Source organism: Aquipuribacter aurantiacus, assembly GCF_051216895.1.
Taxonomy (GTDB): domain Bacteria; phylum Actinomycetota; class Actinomycetes; order Actinomycetales; family JBBAYJ01; genus Aquipuribacter.
Window position 1 is genome coordinate 438,779 of record NZ_JBPKAO010000001.1, and the last position, 18,495, is coordinate 457,273.

The following is an 18,495-nucleotide window of genomic DNA, read 5'->3' on the forward strand; positions in this document are numbered from 1 at the left end:
GTCCTCCGATGAGCAGCGCGTGAGCCGGTCGTGAGCGTCTTCCCGGGCGCCGACGACGTCGTCCTGCGGGTCGGCGGCTCGCCCGAGAACGTCCGGACGGCCCGCCTGGTCGCGGCGGCCGTGGCCCGGCGCGAGGGCCTGCCGGAGGACCGGGTGGACGAGGTCCGCATCGCCGTCGGCGAGGCCGTCACCTGGGCCATGCACACCGTGACCGACCACGTGGTCGAGCTGGTGCTCGGCCCCGGCGAGGACGGCACCGGCGAGTTCGTCGTCCGGGTCGGCGGGGGGCTCTCGCCCGTGGGTGGGAGCGAGGAGGCGGTGACCGTGGACCCCGGTGCCGCCGACGGGCTGGCCCTGGCGCTGCTGCGAGGCCTGGCCGACCACGTGACGATCGAGGGCGACACCACCGTCCTGACGTGGAGCGACGTCCCCTGACGTGACGCAGCACACACACCGGGCTCAGGCCTGGTGTCCCTGTGTGACCGACCCCCTAGACTCCGAGCCCTCACCCGCCGTGTGCGGACCGCATCGATGACGACCGCGACGACGGGGTCGGTGACGATGGGGACCGGTCCGCTCCTGGGTCTGTCCATGCTTCGGCTCGAGGAGGACCTCCCTATGCATCAGCACGTACTCGCGGCGGCCACGACCGGGGAGGCAGTGGACTTCGGCGCGGGGTCGACGTTCATCGTCGCCCTGGTCGCCGCCGTCGCCGTCGGGTCCATGGGCATCGCCTGGATGTTCCGCCGGGAGGTGCTGGCCGCCGGTGAGGGGACCAGTGCGATGCAGGTCATCGCCACGGCCATCCAGGAGGGCGCCTCGGCGTACCTGCGGCGGCAGTTCCGGACGCTGGCGATCTTCGTCGTCCTGGTGTTCGCCCTGCTGTTCCTGCTCCCCGGTGACCTGGACATCAGGATCGGGCGCAGCGTCGCCTTCGTGTTCGGGGCCGGGTTCTCCGCCGGGATCGGTTACCTGGGGATGTGGCTGGCCACCCGCGCGAACCTGCGCGTGGCCGCGGCCGCCCGTGAGCCGGACGGCCGCGACGTGGGCATGAGGATCGCCATCCGGACCGGTGGGACCGTCGGCATGGCCACGGTCGGGCTGGGCCTGTTCGGTGCCGCCGCGGTGGTCCTGCTCTACCGCTCCGACGCCCCGACCGTGCTCGAGGGCTTCGGCTTCGGCGCCGCCCTGCTCGCCATGTTCATGCGCGTCGGCGGCGGCATCTTCACCAAGGGGGCCGACGTCGGCGCCGACCTGGTGGGCAAGGTCGAGCAGAACATCCCCGAGGACGACCCCCGCAACGCCGCGACGATCGCCGACAACGTCGGCGACAACGTGGGTGACTGCGCCGGCATGGCGGCCGACCTGTTCGAGTCCTACGCCGTCGTGCTCGTCGCGGCGCTCATCCTGGGCAAGGCCGCCTTCGGCGAGGCCGGGCTCGTGTTCCCGCTCATCGTCCCGGCCCTGGGCGCGCTGACCGCCGTCCTGGGCGTCTACCTGATCAAGCCCCGTGCCGGCGAGTCCGGGCTGACGGCCATCAACCGCGGGTTCTACCTGTCCGCGATCATCTCCGCCGTGCTGTCCGCCGGGGCCGCGTACCTGTACCTGCCGTCCACGTTCGCGGACTTCACGCAGGTCTCCGACGAGGACATCCTGTCCCTGCCGGGCGACCCCCGCTTCGTCGCCTCCGTCGCCGTGCTGGTCGGAATCCTGCTCGCCGGGGCCATCCTGTGGCTGACGGGGTACTTCACCGACACCAAGAAGCCCCCGACCGCCAACGTCGCCGAGACCTCGCTGACCGGGCCCGCCACCGTCATCCTGTCCGGCATCGGGCTGGGCCTGGAGTCCGCCGTCTACACCGTCGGCGTGCTCGCGGCCGCGGTGTTCGGGCTGTTCCTGCTGGGCGACGGCTCGGTCATCCTGTCGCTGTTCCTGATCGCCCTGGCCGGCTGCGGGCTGCTGACCACGGTCGGCGTCATCGTGGCGATGGACACCTTCGGTCCGGTGAGCGACAACGCGCAGGGCATCGCCGAGATGTCCGGGGACGTCGACGAGGCCGGCGCGCGGATCCTCACCGACCTGGACGCCGTCGGCAACACGACCAAGGCCATCACCAAGGGCATCGCCATCGCCACGGCCGTCCTGGCCGCGACCGCGCTGTTCGGGTCCTACACCGACGCCATCCGCTCGGCCCTGATCGAGGCGGGCGAGGCCGTGGACACGGTGGACTACGGCATCGTCAGCCCCGCCACCCTGGTCGGCGTCCTGCTGGGCGGGGCGGTCGTGTTCCTGTTCTCGGGCCTGGCCATCAACGCCGTCGGGCGCGCGGCCGGTGCGGTCGTGTTCGAGGTGCGCCGCCAGTTCCGGGACATCCCCGGGATCCTGGAGGGCACCACGCGCCCGGAGTACGGCAGGGTCGTCGACATCGTCACCCGGGACTCGCTCCGTGAGCTGGCGACCCCGGGGCTGCTCGCCGCGTTCGCCCCGATCGCGGTCGGCTTCGGCCTCGGGGTCGGCCCGCTGGCCGGGTACCTGGCCGGGGCCATCGGCACCGGCGCCCTGATGGCCGTGTTCCTGGCCAACTCCGGCGGCTCCTGGGACAACGCCAAGAAGCTGGTCGAGGACGGCGCCCACGGCGGCAAGGGCTCCCTGGCCCACGAGGCCACGATCATCGGTGACACGGTCGGCGACCCGTTCAAGGACACCGCCGGCCCGGCCATCAACCCCCTGCTCAAGGTGATGAACCTGGTGGCGGTCCTCATCGCGCCCGCCGTCGTCGCGCTGAGCTTCGGCGACACCCAGGACGACACCCTCCGGTACACGATCGCCGGGGTCTCGTTCGCGATCATCGTCATCGCGGTCGTGGTGGCCAAGCGTCGCAAGGTCACGATGACCGACGACGTCCCGGTCGCCCGCACCACCTGAACCGCCCCCCGCCCCGACACGACGGCACCCTGCATCGGTCCACCCGACGCAGGGTGCCGTCGTGCGTCCGGGCCCCGACGCCGGGTGCGGTCGTGCGGGTCCTGCTTCTCGTCCTGCTCGGGGACGGCACCCGGGACCGTCAGCTGTTGGAGTCCCGCCACTGGGCGAGGCGTTCCTGGCTGCGCACCATGCGCAGCATGGTGGTCAGCAGCAGGCCGCCCACCATGTTGCCGAGCACGGCCCAGGCGAAGAACGGGAACCACTCCCCGAACCCCACCCCCGGCTCGCCGTGGTGGTAGGCGACGAACACGATGATGGAGTCGAGGATCGAGTGGAACAGGCCGCCGCCGACGATGACGAACGCGATGCCGACCGCCGCGATGATCTTGGCGACGTCGCTCTCGGTGCCGCTCTGCATCCGGGTCAGCAAGGTGATCGCGGCCCCGGCCAGCACCGCGAGGCAGAACGTCCGCAGGTCGAACGGCGCCTCGGTGAACTCGCGGGCCGCGGTCCCGGCCACCTCGCCCAGGTCCGGCAGGCCGGTCGCGATGAGCCAGGCGACCAGGAACCCGCCGGCCAGGTTGCCGACCAGGGTGCCGCCCCACAGACGCAGCAGCTGCACCACGGTGGCCTCCTTGGCGGCCACCACCATGACGGGGATGTGGAAGCCCTCGGTGAACAGCTCGCTGTGGCCCAGCCGCAGGGCGATGAAGGCGATGGAGAACGCGAGCGCGCCCAGCAGCCGGCTGCCGGTGGCGTCCTCGACGAGGAACAGCGCCAGCACGCCGATCCCCACCTCGATGCCGGCCACCACCCCCGTGGCCAGCAGGTCGTACCACGACCGGTGCAACCGGGGCGTGCCCTCGACGATGGTCCGGTCGAGGGCCTTGTCCTTCTCCTCGGTGGTGGCGTCGTCGTCGGTGCGTGCGGCGGGGTCCGGGGCGGAGGACTTGGTGGAGGAGGTCACCGTTCGAGTCTGCTCCTGCTCGGTGCGGGCGACACATCGCCGCAGGGACACCCGGTCGCGGCCCGCTCGCGCCGCAGCACTGCTTGACGAGGGTCTCGATCGGGGCCACTAGCCCCAGCGGCAGGTACTGCGGCGCGCTGAGGACCGTCCCCGTGGGCGGTCCAGGTCGTGACCAGCACAGCAGGTCGTCGCGCACCCCGGTCAGCATGTCCGGCCTCAGGCGGGTGCTGCGTCGCTGGAGGCCCAGGCCCCCACAGGGCCGGTTCGTCGGCGGGCAGCTGGGTGGCGGCGGGCCGTGGCACCGGAGCAGCGTCATGCGTCGTGGCCCGGTGACCGGACGCCTACCGTGACGGGGTGACCGCCTCGACCGCCCCGCCTGCCCCGCCGGCCCCGCTCGGAGGGGCCGACCTCGTCCTGCTCCGTGACGACCTCGACGCGGCGGGCTACACCGTCGCCGGGGTCGCCGAGCGGCTGGGCGACGTCGCCGCCCGGGCGCTGGCCCGCGACCAGGCCGTACCCGTGCGGCGCGAGCTGGGCAGCGCGGTCGACCCGGTGGCCGTCCTGATCCGCCTGTTCACCCTGGGTGACGCCGTGCCGGTGGACGCCGCGGCGGCCGCGCTGCCGACGCTGGGGGTGGACCGCGCCGTCGGCCTCGGGCTGCTCGTACGGGTGACGTCGGGGCAGGTCCGGGCCTGCGTCGACCTGCAGCCGCACGCCGTCGCGGACGATCTGGGCGAGTCGGCGTGGTGGGTCTGCTCGGACCTCGGCGAGCTCGCCCACGGCGGTGGGGTGCTGCCGACCGAGCACGTGCTGGGGGTCGGCGCGGCGTCGACGACCCTCGTCGGGGCCGTCGTGCCACCGCTGCGGGGGCAGCGCTGCCTGGACGTGGGCGCGGGGTCGGGCGTGCAGTCGCTGCACCTGTCGCGCACCGCTGCGCGGCTGGTCGCGACCGACGTGTCGAGCCGGGCCTCGGCCTTCGCCCGTGTCACCGCCGCGCTGAACGGGGTCCAGCTGGACGTCAGGACCGGCAGCCTGTTCGACGCCGTGCCGGGGGAGCGTTTCGACCGGGTGGTCGCCAACCTGCCCTTCGTCGTCACCCCCCGGCGGGCCGACGTGCCCACCTACACCTACCGCGACGCCGGCCTGGCCGGCGACGACGTGGTCCGCCGCATGCTGCTGGAGGCCCCGCTGCACCTGCGCCCCGGCGGCCTGGCCCAGTTCCTGGGCAACTGGGAGGACCGGGCCGACCAGCCGTGGACCGACCGGCTCGGGGGCTGGGTCGAGGAGGCCGCGCGACGGCTGCACGAGGCCAGCGGCGGCGACGACGTGCTCGACGTCTGGGTGGTGCAGCGTGAGCTCGCCGACCCCGCCCTGTACGCCGAGGCCTGGATCTCCGACGGCGGCCGCCCCGACCGGACCGAGGCGGACTCCTGGTACCGGGCGTGGCTCGACGACTTCGCCGAGCGCGGGGTCGAGGCGGTCGGGTTCGGCGTCGTCACCCTGCGCCGACGCGCGGCGGACCCGGCCACGCCCCCGCTGCGGCGGTTCGACGAGGAGCACGCGGCGGTGCCCGGGGCCTGGCGCGACGTGATCGCCGCCGGCCTCACCGGTCACGACGCCCTGGGTCGGGTGGGGGCGCACGCCGACCTGGAGGCGCTGCTGGGGACCCGTCCCGTCGTGGCCGTCGGTGTCGTCGAGCGCCGGGAGCTGGACCCCGGTCAGGCGGACCCGCGGACGGTTCACCTGGTCGACACCCGTCGTCGGGGCCGCGTGGTCGAGGCCTCCACCGCGCTCGCGGGCCTGGTCGGGGCGTGCGACGGCGAGCTCACCGTCGGTCAGGTCGTGGGGGCCCTGGCCTCGCTGCTGCAGACGGAGGAGGCCGAGCTGCGGGCCGCCCTGCTCCCGGCCGTCCGGGGCCTGGTCTCCGAGGGGCTGCTGGTCCTGCCGTGACCACCGCCCCGACCGCAGCCGTGTCCCGAGCGTCACGCGACCCGCTCGACGTGGACCCGCTGCTGGTCGCCGCGGTCGTCAGCCGACCACGACGTCGTCCGTGCGTGCCGCGACGGCGGCTCGCTGGTGACGCCTGCCGCTGAGGGCCAGGACCGCGGCGGCGGTGGCCGGTGCGGTGACGAGCGCCGCCGTGAGGGCCCAGGTCACGAGGTCCGGCGCAACCACGGACTGGCCGCGTTGGGCCTGCAGGAACAGCGTCACCATGAGCCCGAGGTAGGACGCCGCGGCCAGGGCGACGACCTGCCGCTGCCGACGCACGTCGAGGTGGAGGACCCCGCGCCCGACCAGCCAGACCAGCAGCAGCGCGACCGCGGGGACGACCTGCAGGGCGTGGAGCCCGACGAAGTGCGCCACCCGGTCGTCGCCCGCCACGGTCGACCAGCCCAGCAGCGGCAGCCCGGGTCCGCCGTCGACGGCGCCGACGGTGTGCCCGCCGACCGTCGTGGCCCCGGCCTCGATCTGACCCGGTCGCGGGTTCGTCATCAGGTAGCCGCTGACCGCGCCCAGGAGCATGAGCGGTACCGCGAGCGTCATGGCCAGGCCGAGGGCACCCTGCAGGCGGTGTCGGGCCAGGACGACCCCGGCCACCGCGACGACCACGCTGAAGATGCCGACCCCCGCGGCCATCACGCCCCACAGCGCGGTGTCCAGCGGGGTGCTGACGTTGAAGTGCGAGGCGCTGCCGCGCGCGGCCTGCAGCGTGATGACGGCGATCTCCACCACCATCGCCCAGCCGGCGACCTCGAGCGCGACCCGCACCAGCCGGGTGCGTCGGACGTGGGAGTAGATCCAGAGCATGGCGGGGGCGAACGCCAGGAACGACAGGCCGAACTTGAGCGGCTTGTCCCAGGCCGGGGCGCCGGCGGTGACGGTGTCGTCGAGGAGCCCCATCACCACGGCCACGGGGACCAGGACGACGTTGACCGCCAGCAGGACCGTGAGACCTCGGCTCACCGACCAGGCGGCGCGGGCCAGGGCGCTCACCGGTCGGCCCCGACGGCTGCGGCCGGGCGCGGCAGGTCGGGCGACGCCGGGGTGGCGAGGGCGGGGAGCGAGCAGACGTTGACCACGGGGACCTCCAGAGCGGGAGTGAACGGTGTTAACCCACGATACGGTTAACATCGTTCACCAACAAGGGGGTACACCCCCGGACCCGTAGGGGGGCCTGCCGTGGCGAGGGAACCGCTGACCACCGGACGGATCGTGGCGACCAGCCGGAGCCTGCTGGTCGAGGGCGGTCCGGACGCGGTCGTCGTGCGCGAGGTCGCCCGTCGGCTGGGCGTCACCGCCCCGGCGCTGTACCGCCACGTCAGCGGGCGTGACGACCTGCTGACGCTGCTCATCGCGGCCTGCCAGGACGAGGTGGCCGACGTCTGCCAGGCCGCGGTGGACGCCGGCGACCCCACGGACCACGACGCCCGGCTGCGACGGGCCACCTGGGCGTTCCGCACCTGGGCGCTGGCCAACACACCCGAGTTCGGGCTGGTCTACGGCACCCCCATCGTCGGGTACGAGGCGCCCGAGGGTGGTCCGACCGTCGTGAGTGGACGCCGCTTCGGCCAGCTGTTCGGGGGCCTGTTCGTCGACCTGCTGCGCGCCGGTCGGCTGCGCACCCTGCCCGACTCCGACCTCGCCCCGTCGCTGCGGGCGGACCTGCAGCAGGCCGCCGACGCCATGGGCCTGCCGATGCGGCCGGGCGAGGTCTACCCGTTCGTCATGGGTTTCCAGCGGATGCTGGGGATCGTGTCGGTCGAGGTGTCCGGGCACCTGCGCTGGGCGTTCACCGACAGCGAGGCGTTCACCCGCCGGCAGCTGGACGACCTGGCCGCGGACCTCGAACGGCCGGGCTCGACCCCGACGGGTCCGACGCCGGCCGGGTGAGCCCGACGGGTCCGAGGTCGGCCGGGTGGGCCCGGGCTACCAGCGCAGGCCGGCGGCGGTCAGGTCGATGCTCACCCGGAACCGCTCGTCGCTGGTGAAGGGCGCCTTCTCGTGCGGCAGCGGCACCTCCAGGGCCCGGGCCGCGTCCATCAGGACCAGGTCGAAGGCGATCCGCAGGGCGATCAGCCGCTGCCCCCGCCCCAGCACGCTCGCATCGCCCAGCAGTCGCTCCGCCTCGGTCTCGAGGCGCTGCAGGTCGGCCACCAGCCGCTGCAGGGGAGGGGCGGTCGGCTCGGTCGGGCGCACGAAAGGCCGCCGCCACCACGGGACCAGCACCCTCGGTGGCGGGACCGGCTGCCCCGTTGCGAGCCCCACAGGAACAGGATGCGCCCGATCCGCGGGTTTGTCAGCAGGGCGGGTGGCCGCGGAGCGACCCCGGCGCCGGTACGGCTACCGTGGCGCGGGTCGGGCGAGCTTCGTCCGCGTTGACAGACGCTGCACGGGCCCGCCCGCGCAGAGAGGACGCACCGCGTGGCTCGTAGCTCATCGCCCACCTCCCGGGCCCTCGTCATCGTGGAGTCACCGGCCAAGGCCAAGACCATCGGTGGCTACCTGGGCGACGGCTACGTCGTCGAGGCGTCGGTCGGGCACATCCGCGACCTGCCGCAGCCGTCGGAGCTGCCCCCGGAGATGAAGAAGGGGCCGTACGGCAAGTTCGCCGTCGACGTCTCCAACGGCTTCGAGCCCTACTACGTCGTCGACGCGGACAAGAAGAAGAAGGTCACCGAGCTCAAGCGCGCCCTCAAGGACGTCGACGAGCTCATCCTCGCCACGGACGAGGACCGCGAGGGCGAGGCCATCGCGTGGCACCTGCTCGAGGAGCTCAAGCCCAAGGTCCCCGTCAAGCGCATGGTCTTCCACGAGATCACCCGCGAGGCCATCGCCCGCGCCCTCGAGGCCACGCGCGACATCGACGAGAACATGGTCGACGCGCAGGAGACCCGTCGGATCCTCGACCGGCTCTACGGCTACGAGGTCAGCCCCGTGCTGTGGCGCAAGGTCCGGCAGGGCCTGTCCGCGGGTCGGGTGCAGTCCGTGGCCACCCGGCTGGTCGTGCAGCGCGAGCGCGAGCGGATGGCGTTCGTCGCCGCCGACTACGCCAGCGTGTCCGCGACCTTCAGCGCCCCCGGCGACCGGCAGCAGTTCTCGGCCCGCCTGACCTCCCTCGACGGGGCCCGCGTGGCCACCGGCCGCGACTTCGACGACCTGGGTCGGCTCAAGAACGCCGACGTGGCCGTGCTCGACGTCGACGGGGCCCGCACCCTCGTCGCGGCGATGTCCGACGCGGAGTTCTCGGTCACCCGCGTGGAGGAGAAGCCCTACACGCGCAAGCCGGCCGCGCCGTTCACCACCTCCACGCTGCAGCAGGAGGCCTCGCGCAAGCTGCGCCTGAGCAGCAAGGACGCCATGCGCGTCGCGCAGTCGCTGTACGAGGGCGGCTACATCACCTACATGCGGACCGACTCGACGTCGCTGTCGGCCACGGCCGTGCAGGCCGCCCGGAGCCAGGCCAAGGACCTCTACGGTGCGGACTCCGTCCCGGCCTCCCCGCGCACCTGGGCCGGCAAGTCCAAGAACGCCCAGGAGGCCCACGAGGCGATCCGCCCCGCCGGGGACTCCTTCCGCACCCCCGCCCAGGTCGCCGGGTCGGTCCGGGGCGCGGAGTTCCGCCTCTACGAGCTGATCTGGCAGCGCACCGTCGCCTCGCAGATGGCCGACGCCCGTGGCACCACGGCCTCGGTCCGGATCGGCGCGCGAACCTCCGACGACCGCACCGTCGAGCTGTCGGCCTCCGGCACCGTCATCACCTTCCGCGGGTTCCTGTCCGCCTACGAGGAGGGCCGCGACGCCGACCGCGACGACGCCCGTACCGACGGGGAGACCGAGAACCGCCTGCCCAAGCTGGAGGAGGGTGGCCGGGTCGACGCCGAGGACGTCGCGACGGCCGAGCACCGCACCAGCCCGCCGAGCCGCTACACCGAGGCGAGCCTGGTCAAGGCGCTGGAGGAGCGCGGCATCGGTCGCCCGTCGACCTACGCCGCGACGATCGGCACGATCATCGACCGTGGTTACGTCCGTCACAAGGGCAACGCCCTGGTGCCGGAGTGGCTGGCCTTCGCGGTGACGCGCCTGCTGGAGGAGCACTTCCCCCGGCTCGTCGACTACGACTTCACGGCCGAGATGGAGGCCGACCTGGACCGGGTCGCCGCCGGCGAGGTCGCCGGGTCGGACTGGCTCGCCCGGTTCTACTTCGGTGCATCGGGTCCCGAGGGCGCGGACGGCACCCCGGCCGCCGGTCTGCCCCCGCTGCCCGGCGGCGCCGGCCAGGGCCTCACCGGACTGGCCGAGGGCCTCAAGGGCCTGGCCGAGGAGCTGGGCGACATCGACGCCCGCGCCGTCAGCACCATCGAGCTCGGGGAGGGACTCGTGCTGCGCGTCGGTCGCTACGGGCCGTACCTGCAGGACGAGAACGCCTCCGCCGGCGCCGACGGCAAGGAGGTGCGCGCCGGGGTCCCCGACGACATCGCCCCCGACGAGCTGACCGTCGCCCGCGCCCGTGAGCTCATCGCCGACGCGGCCAAGGGCGACACCGTCCTGGGCCAGGACCCTGACACCGGCCACGACGTCATCGTCAAGTCCGGCCGGTTCGGCCCGTTCGTGGCCGAGGTGCTCCCCGAGGACAGCAAGGACAAGCCCCGTCGGGCCAGCCTGCTGTCGACGATGACCATCGACACCGTGACGCTCGACGACGCGCTGCGGCTGCTGTCGCTGCCCCGGGTCGTCGGCGTGGACCCCTCCAGCGAGGAGGAGATCACGGCGCAGAACGGCCGCTACGGCCCGTACCTCAAGAAGGGCACCGACTCCCGGTCGCTGGACACCGAGGAGCAGATGTTCACGGTGACGCTGGAGGAGGCGCTGGCGGTCTACGCCCAGCCCAAGCGCGGTCGGGGCGGGCGGGCGGCGCCGGCCCCGCTCAAGGAGCTGGGCGTCGACCCGGTGAGCGAGAAGCCGATCACGGTGCGCTCCGGCCGGTTCGGGGACTACGTGTCCGACGGCGAGACCAACGCGACCCTGCGCGGGGCGGACTCCACGGAGTCCATCACCTTCGAGCGGGCGGTGGAGCTGCTCTCCGACCGACGCGCGGCGGGCCCGGCCAAGAAGCGCGGCGCCAAGAAGACGGCGGCCAAGAAGACCAGCGCCAAGAAGACGACGGCGAAGAAGACCGCGGCGAAGAAGACGACGGCCACGACAACCGCGGCGAAGAAGACCGCGGCGAAGAAGACCACGGCCACGACGACCGCGGCGAAGAAGACGGCGGCCACGAGGACGACGGCGGGGACGGCTCCGACCCTCTGACGCGGCCGGCGGCGGTCCGTGGGCCGCCCATGATGATCAAGGACCTAGGTCCCGAGCCGGGGACCGAGGTGGGCGGGACTCTTGGGGTGCGCCGCCGGAGGTGGTGCACCGGGCCGACAGGGCCGGTCGGAACCACAGGAGGCCATCATGGGCGCTACCACCCGCCGTCCCACCGTCCCCACCCAGAGCGACCGGCTCGAGGTCATCACGGAGACCGGTTCCGGTGAGGGCACCCGCGATCACGGGGTCCACTCCCGCTCCTCCGGTCTGCCCCCCGTCGCCCGCTACCTGATGGCCGGGCTCCGCCTGGCGATCGGCTGGGTCTTCCTGTGGGCGTTCCTGGACAAGATGTTCGGCCTGGGCCGGGCCACCCCCGCCGAGGGTGCCTGGATCGACGGCGGCTCGCCCACCGAGGGCTTCCTGGCCAACGCCCCCACCGGGCCGCTCGCCTCGACCTTCAACTCCATCGCCGGCGCCGCCTGGGCGGACTGGATCTTCATGATCGGCCTCCTCGGGATCGGTGTGGCCCTGATGCTCGGCATCGGGATGAGGATCGCCGTCGTCTCCGGCAGCCTGATGCTGGTCCTGATGTGGGCGGCCGTGCTGCCCCCGCCCAACAACCCCTTCATGGACGACCACCTGATCTACGCGGGCGTGCTGTTCCTCCTGCTCGTCCTGGGTGCCGCCGACACCTTCGGTCTCGGTCGCGGGTGGAAGTCGCTGGCGATCGTGCAGCGGTTCCCCGTCCTGCGCTGACCGCCCGTCCACAGGGGTCCTGAGCCCCCCACCAGCGCCGCTGCCGCCGGTCCCCCCACCGGCGGCAGCGGCTTCCCCGTCCCCGGGGTCGGCGCACGTACCCTGACGAGGTGACGCAGACGCCCCCGGTCCCTCCGGTCGACGAGGCCCCCGAGGTCGTCGAGGTCCCCGACGACCTGGACGGCGCCCCCGACCACAGCCCGGCCGCCGTGCTGCGCTACCCCGCCTTCCGCCAGCTGTGGCTGGTCCTGGGGCTGTCGAGCTTCGGCGACTGGCTCGGCCTGCTGGCCATCACGTTCTTCGCCACCCAGCTGGCCGGGGGCACCGACGACATCGCCGCCGCCGGTCTGGCGGTGTCGGTGGTGTTCATCCTGCGGCTGGCCCCGTCGCTGCTGCTCGGCCCCATCGCGGGCGTGCTCGCCGACCGGCTCGACCGGCGGACGACCCTGGTCGTCGGCGACGCGGTGCGGGGCCTGCTGTTCCTGTCCATCCCGGTGGTCGGGACCCTGGAGTGGCTGTTCGTCGCCACGGTGCTGATCGAGGTCGCAGCGCTGTTCTGGATGCCGGCCAAGGACGCGATGGTCCCCAACCTCGTCCCGCGGCGACGGCTCGAGGCCGCCAACCAGCTGGGGGTCATCGCCACCTACGGCACGGCCCCGCTGGCCGCGCTCGCCTTCGTCCTGCTGTCGCTGCTGAGCAACCTGCTGGACGACCTGTCCGGCGGTTTCGCCTCCGCCGTGGCCAGCGAGGTCGACCTGGCCCTGTACGTGAACGCCGCCACCTACCTGGTCGCGGCCGTCGTCATCGCCCGGCTGCCCCTGCCGCCCTCGGCCGAGGGCCCGGCCGTGCGGGCCGTGGTCACCGACCCCGACGGCGTGCCGGCCGCCCGCCCGTCCCTGTGGCGGCAGATCGTCGAGGGCTGGTCGTTCATCGCCCGTACCCCCGTCGTGAGAGGCCTGGTGGGCGGCATGATCGGTGCCTTCGCAGCCGGTGGCTTCGTCATCGGGCTCGGCATCGTCTACGCCGCGGGGCTGGGCGCGGGCGCCCCCGGCTACGGCGTGCTGTTCGGCGCGGTGTTCCTGGGCATGGCGCTGGGGGTGTGGCAGGGCCCTCGCACGCTGCGCGACGTCAGCCGCCGTCGCCTGTTCGGTGCGTCGATCGGTGCGGCCGGTGTCGTGCTGGTCGTGGTCGGGCTGTCGCCCGACATCGTGCTGTCCGTCGTCGCGGTGCTGGCCCTCGGCTTCTTCGCCGGCCTGGCCTGGGTCACCGGCATGACGCTGCTGGGGGGCGAGGTCGACGACGAGATCCGCGGCCGCACCTTCGCGTTCGTCCAGACCGCGGTCCGGGTGGTGCTGATCTCGGTGATGGCCGCCGGTCCGTGGCTGGCCACCCAGCTGGTGGGGGACCGGGCCGTCACCGTCACCGACGACCTGACCTGGACGTTCAGCGGCGCCGGCATCGTCATGGCGCTGGCCGGCGTGCTGGCCGTGGCCGTCGGGGTCGTCACGTTCCGCCAGCTCGACGACCGCCCCGGGCTGAGCCTGCGAGCCGAGGTGGTCGACGCCGTCCGGAAGGGCGCCGCGGACCCGCTCGACCCGCCGCGGCCCCACCGGGGCTTCTTCGTGGTCGTCGAGGGCGGCGACGGCAGCGGCAAGTCGACCCTGGCCATCGGTCTGCAGGGCTGGCTCACCGACGAGCTCGGCCACCGCGTCGTCCTGACCCGGGAGCCCGGCGGGACCCCCGTCGGCAACGGTGTGCGGCGCCTGGTCCTGGACTGGGACGACTCGTCCCAGGGCCCCGGACCCGTCCCCCGGGCCGAGGCCCTGCTGTTCGCGGCGGACCGCGCCCAGCACGTCGCGACCGTCGTCGCCCCCGAGCTGGCCGCCGGTGCCGTGGTGGTCAGCGACCGCTACACGGACTCCTCGGTGGCCTACCAGGGTGCCCGCGGCGACCTGGTGGGCGACGAGGTCGCGCGGTTGTCGCGCTGGGCCACGGACGGGCTGCGTCCGGACCTGACGGTCGTGCTCGACGTCGACCCGGCGCTGGCCCGGGCCCGGATGGACGGCCGCGACGGGGTCGGGGTGGCCGACCGGGTGGAGGCCGCTGGTGAGCAGTTCCACGCCGACGTCCGCCAGACCTTCCTGCGCCTGGCCGCCCAGGACGCCCGCCACTACCTCGTCGTCGACGCGACCCTGCCGCGCGAGGAGGTCCTGGACCTCGTCATCGGTCGGCTGCGACGGATGCTGCCGCTGTCGGAGCGGCAGCAGAGCGTCGCCGCCGCGCGACTGGCGGAGGAGGCGCGGGCGCGCGCCGACCGCGAGGTCGACGCGGTGGCGGTGGCCGAGGCCGAGGAGGCCGCCCGCGCACGGGTGCGCGAGCAGCTGGCGGCGGCCCGCCGCGAGGCCGAGAAGCTCCGCGCCGAGCAGGCCGCCGCCGAGGCCGAGCTCCGGCGGCACCAGGCCGACCTGGCCCGCGCCGAGGTGCACGACAGCGACACGGCGGTCATCCCCGCCCTGCCGTCGAACCGGACGCGCCGCTACCCGCCGGACCGCTTCGCCGCCGGACCGGCCGCCGCGGCCCCTGGGGCCGACGAGTACGCGACGGACCAGAACGGGACGGAGCAGGACGCGAACGGCCAGTACGCGACGGACGAGTACACGACGGATCAGTACGCGACGAACAAGTACGCGACGGATCAGTATGCGACGGATCAGTACGCGACGAACAAGTACGCGACGGATCAGTATGCGACGGATCAGTACGCGACGAACAAGTACGCGACGGATCAGTATGCGACGGATCAGTACGCGACGAACAAGTACGCGACGGATCAGTACGCGACGGACGAGTACGCGACGGACCAGGACGGGACGGAGCAGGACGCGAGCGGCCAGTACGCGACGGACGAGTACGCGACGGATCAGTACGCGACGGATCAGTACGCGACGGATCAGTACGCGACGGATCAGTACGCGACGGATCAGTACGCGACGGATCAGTACGCGACGGATCAGTACGCGACGGATCAGTACGCGACGGATCAGTACGCGACGGATCAGTACGCGACGGATCAGTACGCGACGGATCAGTACGCGACGGATCAGTACGCGACGGATCAGTACGCGACGGATCAGTACGCGACGGATCAGTACGCGACGGATCAGTACGCGACGGATCAGTACGCGACGGATCAGTACGCGACGGATCAGTACGCGACGGATCAGTACGCGACGGATCAGTACGCGACGGATCAGTACGCGACGGATCAGTACGCGACGGATCAGTACGCGACGGATCAGTACGCGACGGATCAGTACGCGACGGATCAGTACGCGACGGATCAGTACGCGACGGATCAGTACGCGACGGATCAGTACGCGACGGATCAGTACGCGACGGATCAGTACGCGACGGATCAGTACGCGACGGACCAGTACGCGACGGACCAGTACGCGACGGACCAGTACGCGACGGACCAGTACGCGACGGACCAGTACGCGACGGACCAGTACGCCACCGACCAGTACGCGACGGACCAGTACGCCACCGACCAGTACGCGACGGACGGGTACGCGACGGACGAGTACGCGACGGAGGAGTACGCGGAGGGCGACGACGGGCAGCCGGGCGAGCTGGCCGACGAGCTCTACGACGCCGAGCCGGACGAGCAGTCCCTGCCCGGCACGCGCCCGGAACGCATCGACCTGCCCGACGACGCCTCGACCGGCTCGACCGGCCCCGGCGGGTGGCGTCGCTCGCGGGGACGGGACGGATGAGCGTCTGGGACGCCGTGGTCGGTCAGGAACGCGCGGTCGAGGTCCTGCGGCGCGCCGTCCGCCGCCAGCACGAACGGTCGGGGCTGGCCCACGCCTGGCTCGTCACCGGGCCCCCCGGGTCCGGTCGCTCGGTGGCGGCCCGGGCCTTCGCGGCCGCCCTGCAGTGCCCCGACGGCGGGTGCGGGCGCTGCCACGACTGCCGTGAGGCCCTCGCCGGGTCCCACCCCGACGTCACGGTCCTGGCCACCGACGAGATGCAGCTGCGCAAGGACGTCGTGGTGGACCTGGTCCGCCGGGCCTCGGTCGCGCCCACCCGGGGTCGCTGGGTCGTGGTGGTCGTCGAGGACGCCGACCGGCTCCGGGACGTGGCCGCCAACATGCTGCTCAAGGAGGTCGAGGAGCCGCCGCCGCACACGGTGTGGGTGCTGTGCGCCCCGTTCCCCGAGGACCTCCTGCCCACTATCCGCAGCCGCTGCCGCGTGGTGACCCTGGGGGTGCCCCGGGCCGCGGCCGTCGCCGACGTGCTCGTCGCCCGCCACGGCATCAGCCCCGGCGAGGCGGCCTGGGCCGCGGCGGCGTCGCAGGGCCACATCGGGGTGGCCCGCCGGCTGGCCCTGGACCCGGACGCCCGCCGCCGTCGGCGCGAGGTGCTGCAGACCCCCTCGCGCGCCGTCGGCGTCCCCGGCGCGGTCCAGGTCGCCCAGGAGCTCAAGGACATCGCCACCGAGGAGTCCACCGCGGCGGTCGAGGCCGCGCAGGAGGAGGAGAACGCCGAGTGGCTGCGCATGATGGGCGTCGCCACGCCCGAGGAGCTGCCCCGTCAGGTCCGGACCCAGTGGCGTGAGCTGCAGGAGTCGCACAAGCGGCAGGCCCGCCGCAGCGCCACCGACGGCCTCGACCGGGCCCTGCTGGACCTGCTGTCGCTGTACCGCGACGTCCTCGTGGTGCAGGCCGGGGCGTCGGTCCCGCTGGTGAACGGCGACATGCGGGCCGACGTCGAGGGTCTCGCCAGGCGGTCCAGCCCGGCGGACGTCCTCCGGGTCTGCGACACCATCACCACGACGCGACGACGGCTGACGCAGAACGCCGCGCTGCCGCTCGCGCTCGAAGGCATGACCGTCCAGCTGGGGGAGTCCTCGTGAGCACCGCACCGTCCGGCCCCCGTCGTCCGCTCCGCCCGGGGCCGCCCGCGCTGGCCCTGGCGCTCGCGCTGGCCGTCAGCGGCTGCAGCCTGGCCGGCGGCGAGCCCGAGGGCGTCGCCGCCTCGCCCGCGGACCCGTCGGTCACCGCGGCCCCCGAGCCGGACCTCGGCCCGTTCTACTCCCAGACCGTCGACTGGGGCGGCTGCGAGGACGTCGACCCGCCCGAGGGCGTCACGGTCGACGAGCACGAGTGCGCGAGCCTGGACGTCCCGCTGGACTACGGCGACCCCGGCGGGGAACGGCTGCAGATCGCCCTCACCCGGCTGCCGGCCTCCGGTGAGCGGCTCGGCTCGCTGGTGGTCAACCCGGGTGGGCCCGGCGGGTCCGGCGTCGACTACGCGCTGCAGGCCGAGTTCGTCACCACCGAGGCCCTGCGGGCCGGCTACGACGTCGTCGGCTTCGACCCGCGGGGCGTCGCCCGTTCCGCCGCCGTGGACTGCCTGGACGACGCGGTCTACGACGAGTTCGCCGCCGCCGACCCGAGCCCCGACGACACCGCCGACCTGGTCGAGCTCGAGCGGTTGTCCGCCGCGCTGGCGGACGGCTGCGCCGACGACCCCGTCGCACCGTTCGTGGACACGGTTTCCGCCACCCGCGACATGGACGTGCTGCGCTCGGCGCTCGGTGACAACGAGCTGACCTACCTGGGCAAGTCCTACGGGACGGTGCTGGGCGCGATGTACGCTGAGCTGTTCCCCGACCGTGTCGGGCGGATGGTGCTGGACGGGGCCGTCGACCTCACCGCCCGCGAGGCCTCCGACCCGCAGACGGCCCTGGAGCAGGCACGGGGCTTCGAGGTCGCGCTGGAGTCGTTCGTCGCCGACTGCCTGACCCAGGAGGACTGCCCGCTGACGGGGTCGGTCGCCGACGGGGTGGACCAGGTGCGCGGGCTGATCGCCGCGCTGGACACGGCCCCGCTGCCCACCGAGGACCCCGAGCGCCCGCTGGGCCAGGGCCTGGGGCTGTTCGCCATCATCGGCCCGCTCTACCAGTACGACCTGTGGCCGGCGCTGCGCCAGGGGCTCGGTCTGGCCCTCGCCGGTGACGGGTCGTTGCTGCTGATCATCAACGACCTGTTCGCCGAGCGCGGCCCGGACGGCGCCTACCGCAACAACGCGGGCGAGGCGATCTACGCCGTCAACTGCATCGACGGTGGCGCCGACCCCGAGGGCCTGCGGGAGATCACCGTCGAGGACTTCGACGAGCTGGCGGCCGAGCTGGCCGTCGAGGCGCCCACGTTCGGCCCGCAGCTGGCCTACGGCGGACTGCCCTGCCTGAGCTGGCCGCACGAGCCCGTCGCGTGGCCCGAGGTCGACGGGGCCGGCGCCCCCGACATCGTCGTGGTCGGGACCACGCGCGACCCGGCCACGCCGGGGGTGTGGGCCGAGCGGCTGGCCGCGCAGCTGGAGTCCGGCGTCCTGGTGACCTTCGACGGCGACGGCCACACCGCCTACGGGCAGACCGGGGCCGGTTGCATCGACACCGCCCTGGACGCGTACCTGCTGCAGGGCACGGTGCCGGAGGACGGCCTGGTCTGCGTCGCGGAGTACTGATGCACTGC

General features: G+C 73.4%; 12 protein-coding genes. 9 read left to right on the plus strand and 3 right to left on the minus strand.

Annotated features, from left to right (window positions below; all coding sequences use genetic code 11):
• Window positions 1-30: 30 nt before the first annotated feature.
• Complete coding sequence (locus ACR80Q_RS02150; protein ID WP_435375893.1) at window positions 31-435, plus strand: ATP-binding protein; 405 nt, start codon at window positions 31-33, stop codon at window positions 433-435.
• Between the two features lie 183 nt (window positions 436-618).
• Entirely contained in the window at window positions 619-2,925 is a 2,307-nt protein-coding gene (locus tag ACR80Q_RS02155; RefSeq protein ID WP_435375894.1) for a sodium-translocating pyrophosphatase, read from the plus strand.
• Window positions 2,926-3,064: 139 nt separating this feature from the next.
• Here ACR80Q_RS02155 and ACR80Q_RS02160 read toward each other — a convergent pair whose 3' ends face one another.
• Window positions 3,065-3,892 carry a formate/nitrite transporter family protein gene (locus ACR80Q_RS02160; RefSeq protein ID WP_435375895.1) on the minus strand — a complete coding sequence of 276 codons (828 nt, stop codon included), beginning with the start codon at window positions 3,890-3,892 and terminating at the stop codon, window positions 3,065-3,067.
• Window positions 3,893-4,246: 354 nt separating this feature from the next.
• Between ACR80Q_RS02160 and ACR80Q_RS02165 the strand changes: the two genes are divergently transcribed.
• Window positions 4,247-5,842 (plus strand): DUF7059 domain-containing protein, encoded by a 1,596-nt coding sequence (locus ACR80Q_RS02165; protein WP_435375896.1) that lies wholly within the window; start codon window positions 4,247-4,249, stop codon window positions 5,840-5,842.
• Between the two features lie 78 nt (window positions 5,843-5,920).
• On the opposite strand, the gene ACR80Q_RS02170 is transcribed toward ACR80Q_RS02165, so the two are convergent.
• Window positions 5,921-6,886 carry a hypothetical protein gene (locus ACR80Q_RS02170; protein WP_435375897.1) on the minus strand — a complete coding sequence of 322 codons (966 nt, stop codon included), beginning with the start codon at window positions 6,884-6,886 and terminating at the stop codon, window positions 5,921-5,923.
• Between the two features lie 219 nt (window positions 6,887-7,105).
• On the opposite strand from ACR80Q_RS02170, the gene ACR80Q_RS02175 reads away from it, so the two are divergent.
• A complete protein-coding gene (locus tag ACR80Q_RS02175) occupies window positions 7,106-7,783 on the plus strand; it encodes a TetR/AcrR family transcriptional regulator (RefSeq protein ID WP_435375898.1) in 678 nt (225 codons plus the stop codon).
• A 36-nt stretch (window positions 7,784-7,819) separates the two neighbouring features.
• Here ACR80Q_RS02175 and ACR80Q_RS02180 read toward each other — a convergent pair whose 3' ends face one another.
• Entirely contained in the window at window positions 7,820-8,089 is a 270-nt protein-coding gene (locus ACR80Q_RS02180) for a hypothetical protein (RefSeq protein ID WP_435375899.1), read from the minus strand.
• A 225-nt stretch (window positions 8,090-8,314) separates the two neighbouring features.
• On the opposite strand from ACR80Q_RS02180, the gene topA reads away from it, so the two are divergent.
• From topA to ACR80Q_RS02205, 5 genes are all read left to right on the plus strand, one after another.
• Window positions 8,315-11,200: a type I DNA topoisomerase gene (topA, locus tag ACR80Q_RS02185; protein WP_435375900.1), complete on the plus strand. Its 2,886-nt coding sequence runs from the start codon at window positions 8,315-8,317 to the stop codon at window positions 11,198-11,200.
• Window positions 11,201-11,347: 147 nt separating this feature from the next.
• Window positions 11,348-11,956, plus strand: a complete 609-nt coding sequence (locus tag ACR80Q_RS02190; protein WP_435375901.1) for a hypothetical protein — start codon at window positions 11,348-11,350, stop codon at window positions 11,954-11,956.
• A gap of 110 nt (window positions 11,957-12,066) precedes the next feature.
• Window positions 12,067-15,732, plus strand: coding sequence for a dTMP kinase (gene tmk / locus ACR80Q_RS02195; RefSeq protein ID WP_435375902.1), 3,666 nt, complete (start codon window positions 12,067-12,069; stop codon window positions 15,730-15,732).
• Window positions 15,729-16,874, plus strand: a complete 1,146-nt coding sequence (locus ACR80Q_RS02200; RefSeq protein WP_435375903.1) for a DNA polymerase III subunit delta' — start codon at window positions 15,729-15,731, stop codon at window positions 16,872-16,874. Before tmk ends, ACR80Q_RS02200 begins: the two co-directional genes overlap by 4 nt.
• Entirely contained in the window at window positions 16,871-18,487 is a 1,617-nt protein-coding gene (locus tag ACR80Q_RS02205) for an alpha/beta hydrolase (RefSeq protein ID WP_435375904.1), read from the plus strand. The genes ACR80Q_RS02200 and ACR80Q_RS02205 overlap by 4 nt, the downstream gene beginning before the upstream one ends.
• Window positions 18,488-18,495: the final 8 nt, after the last annotated feature.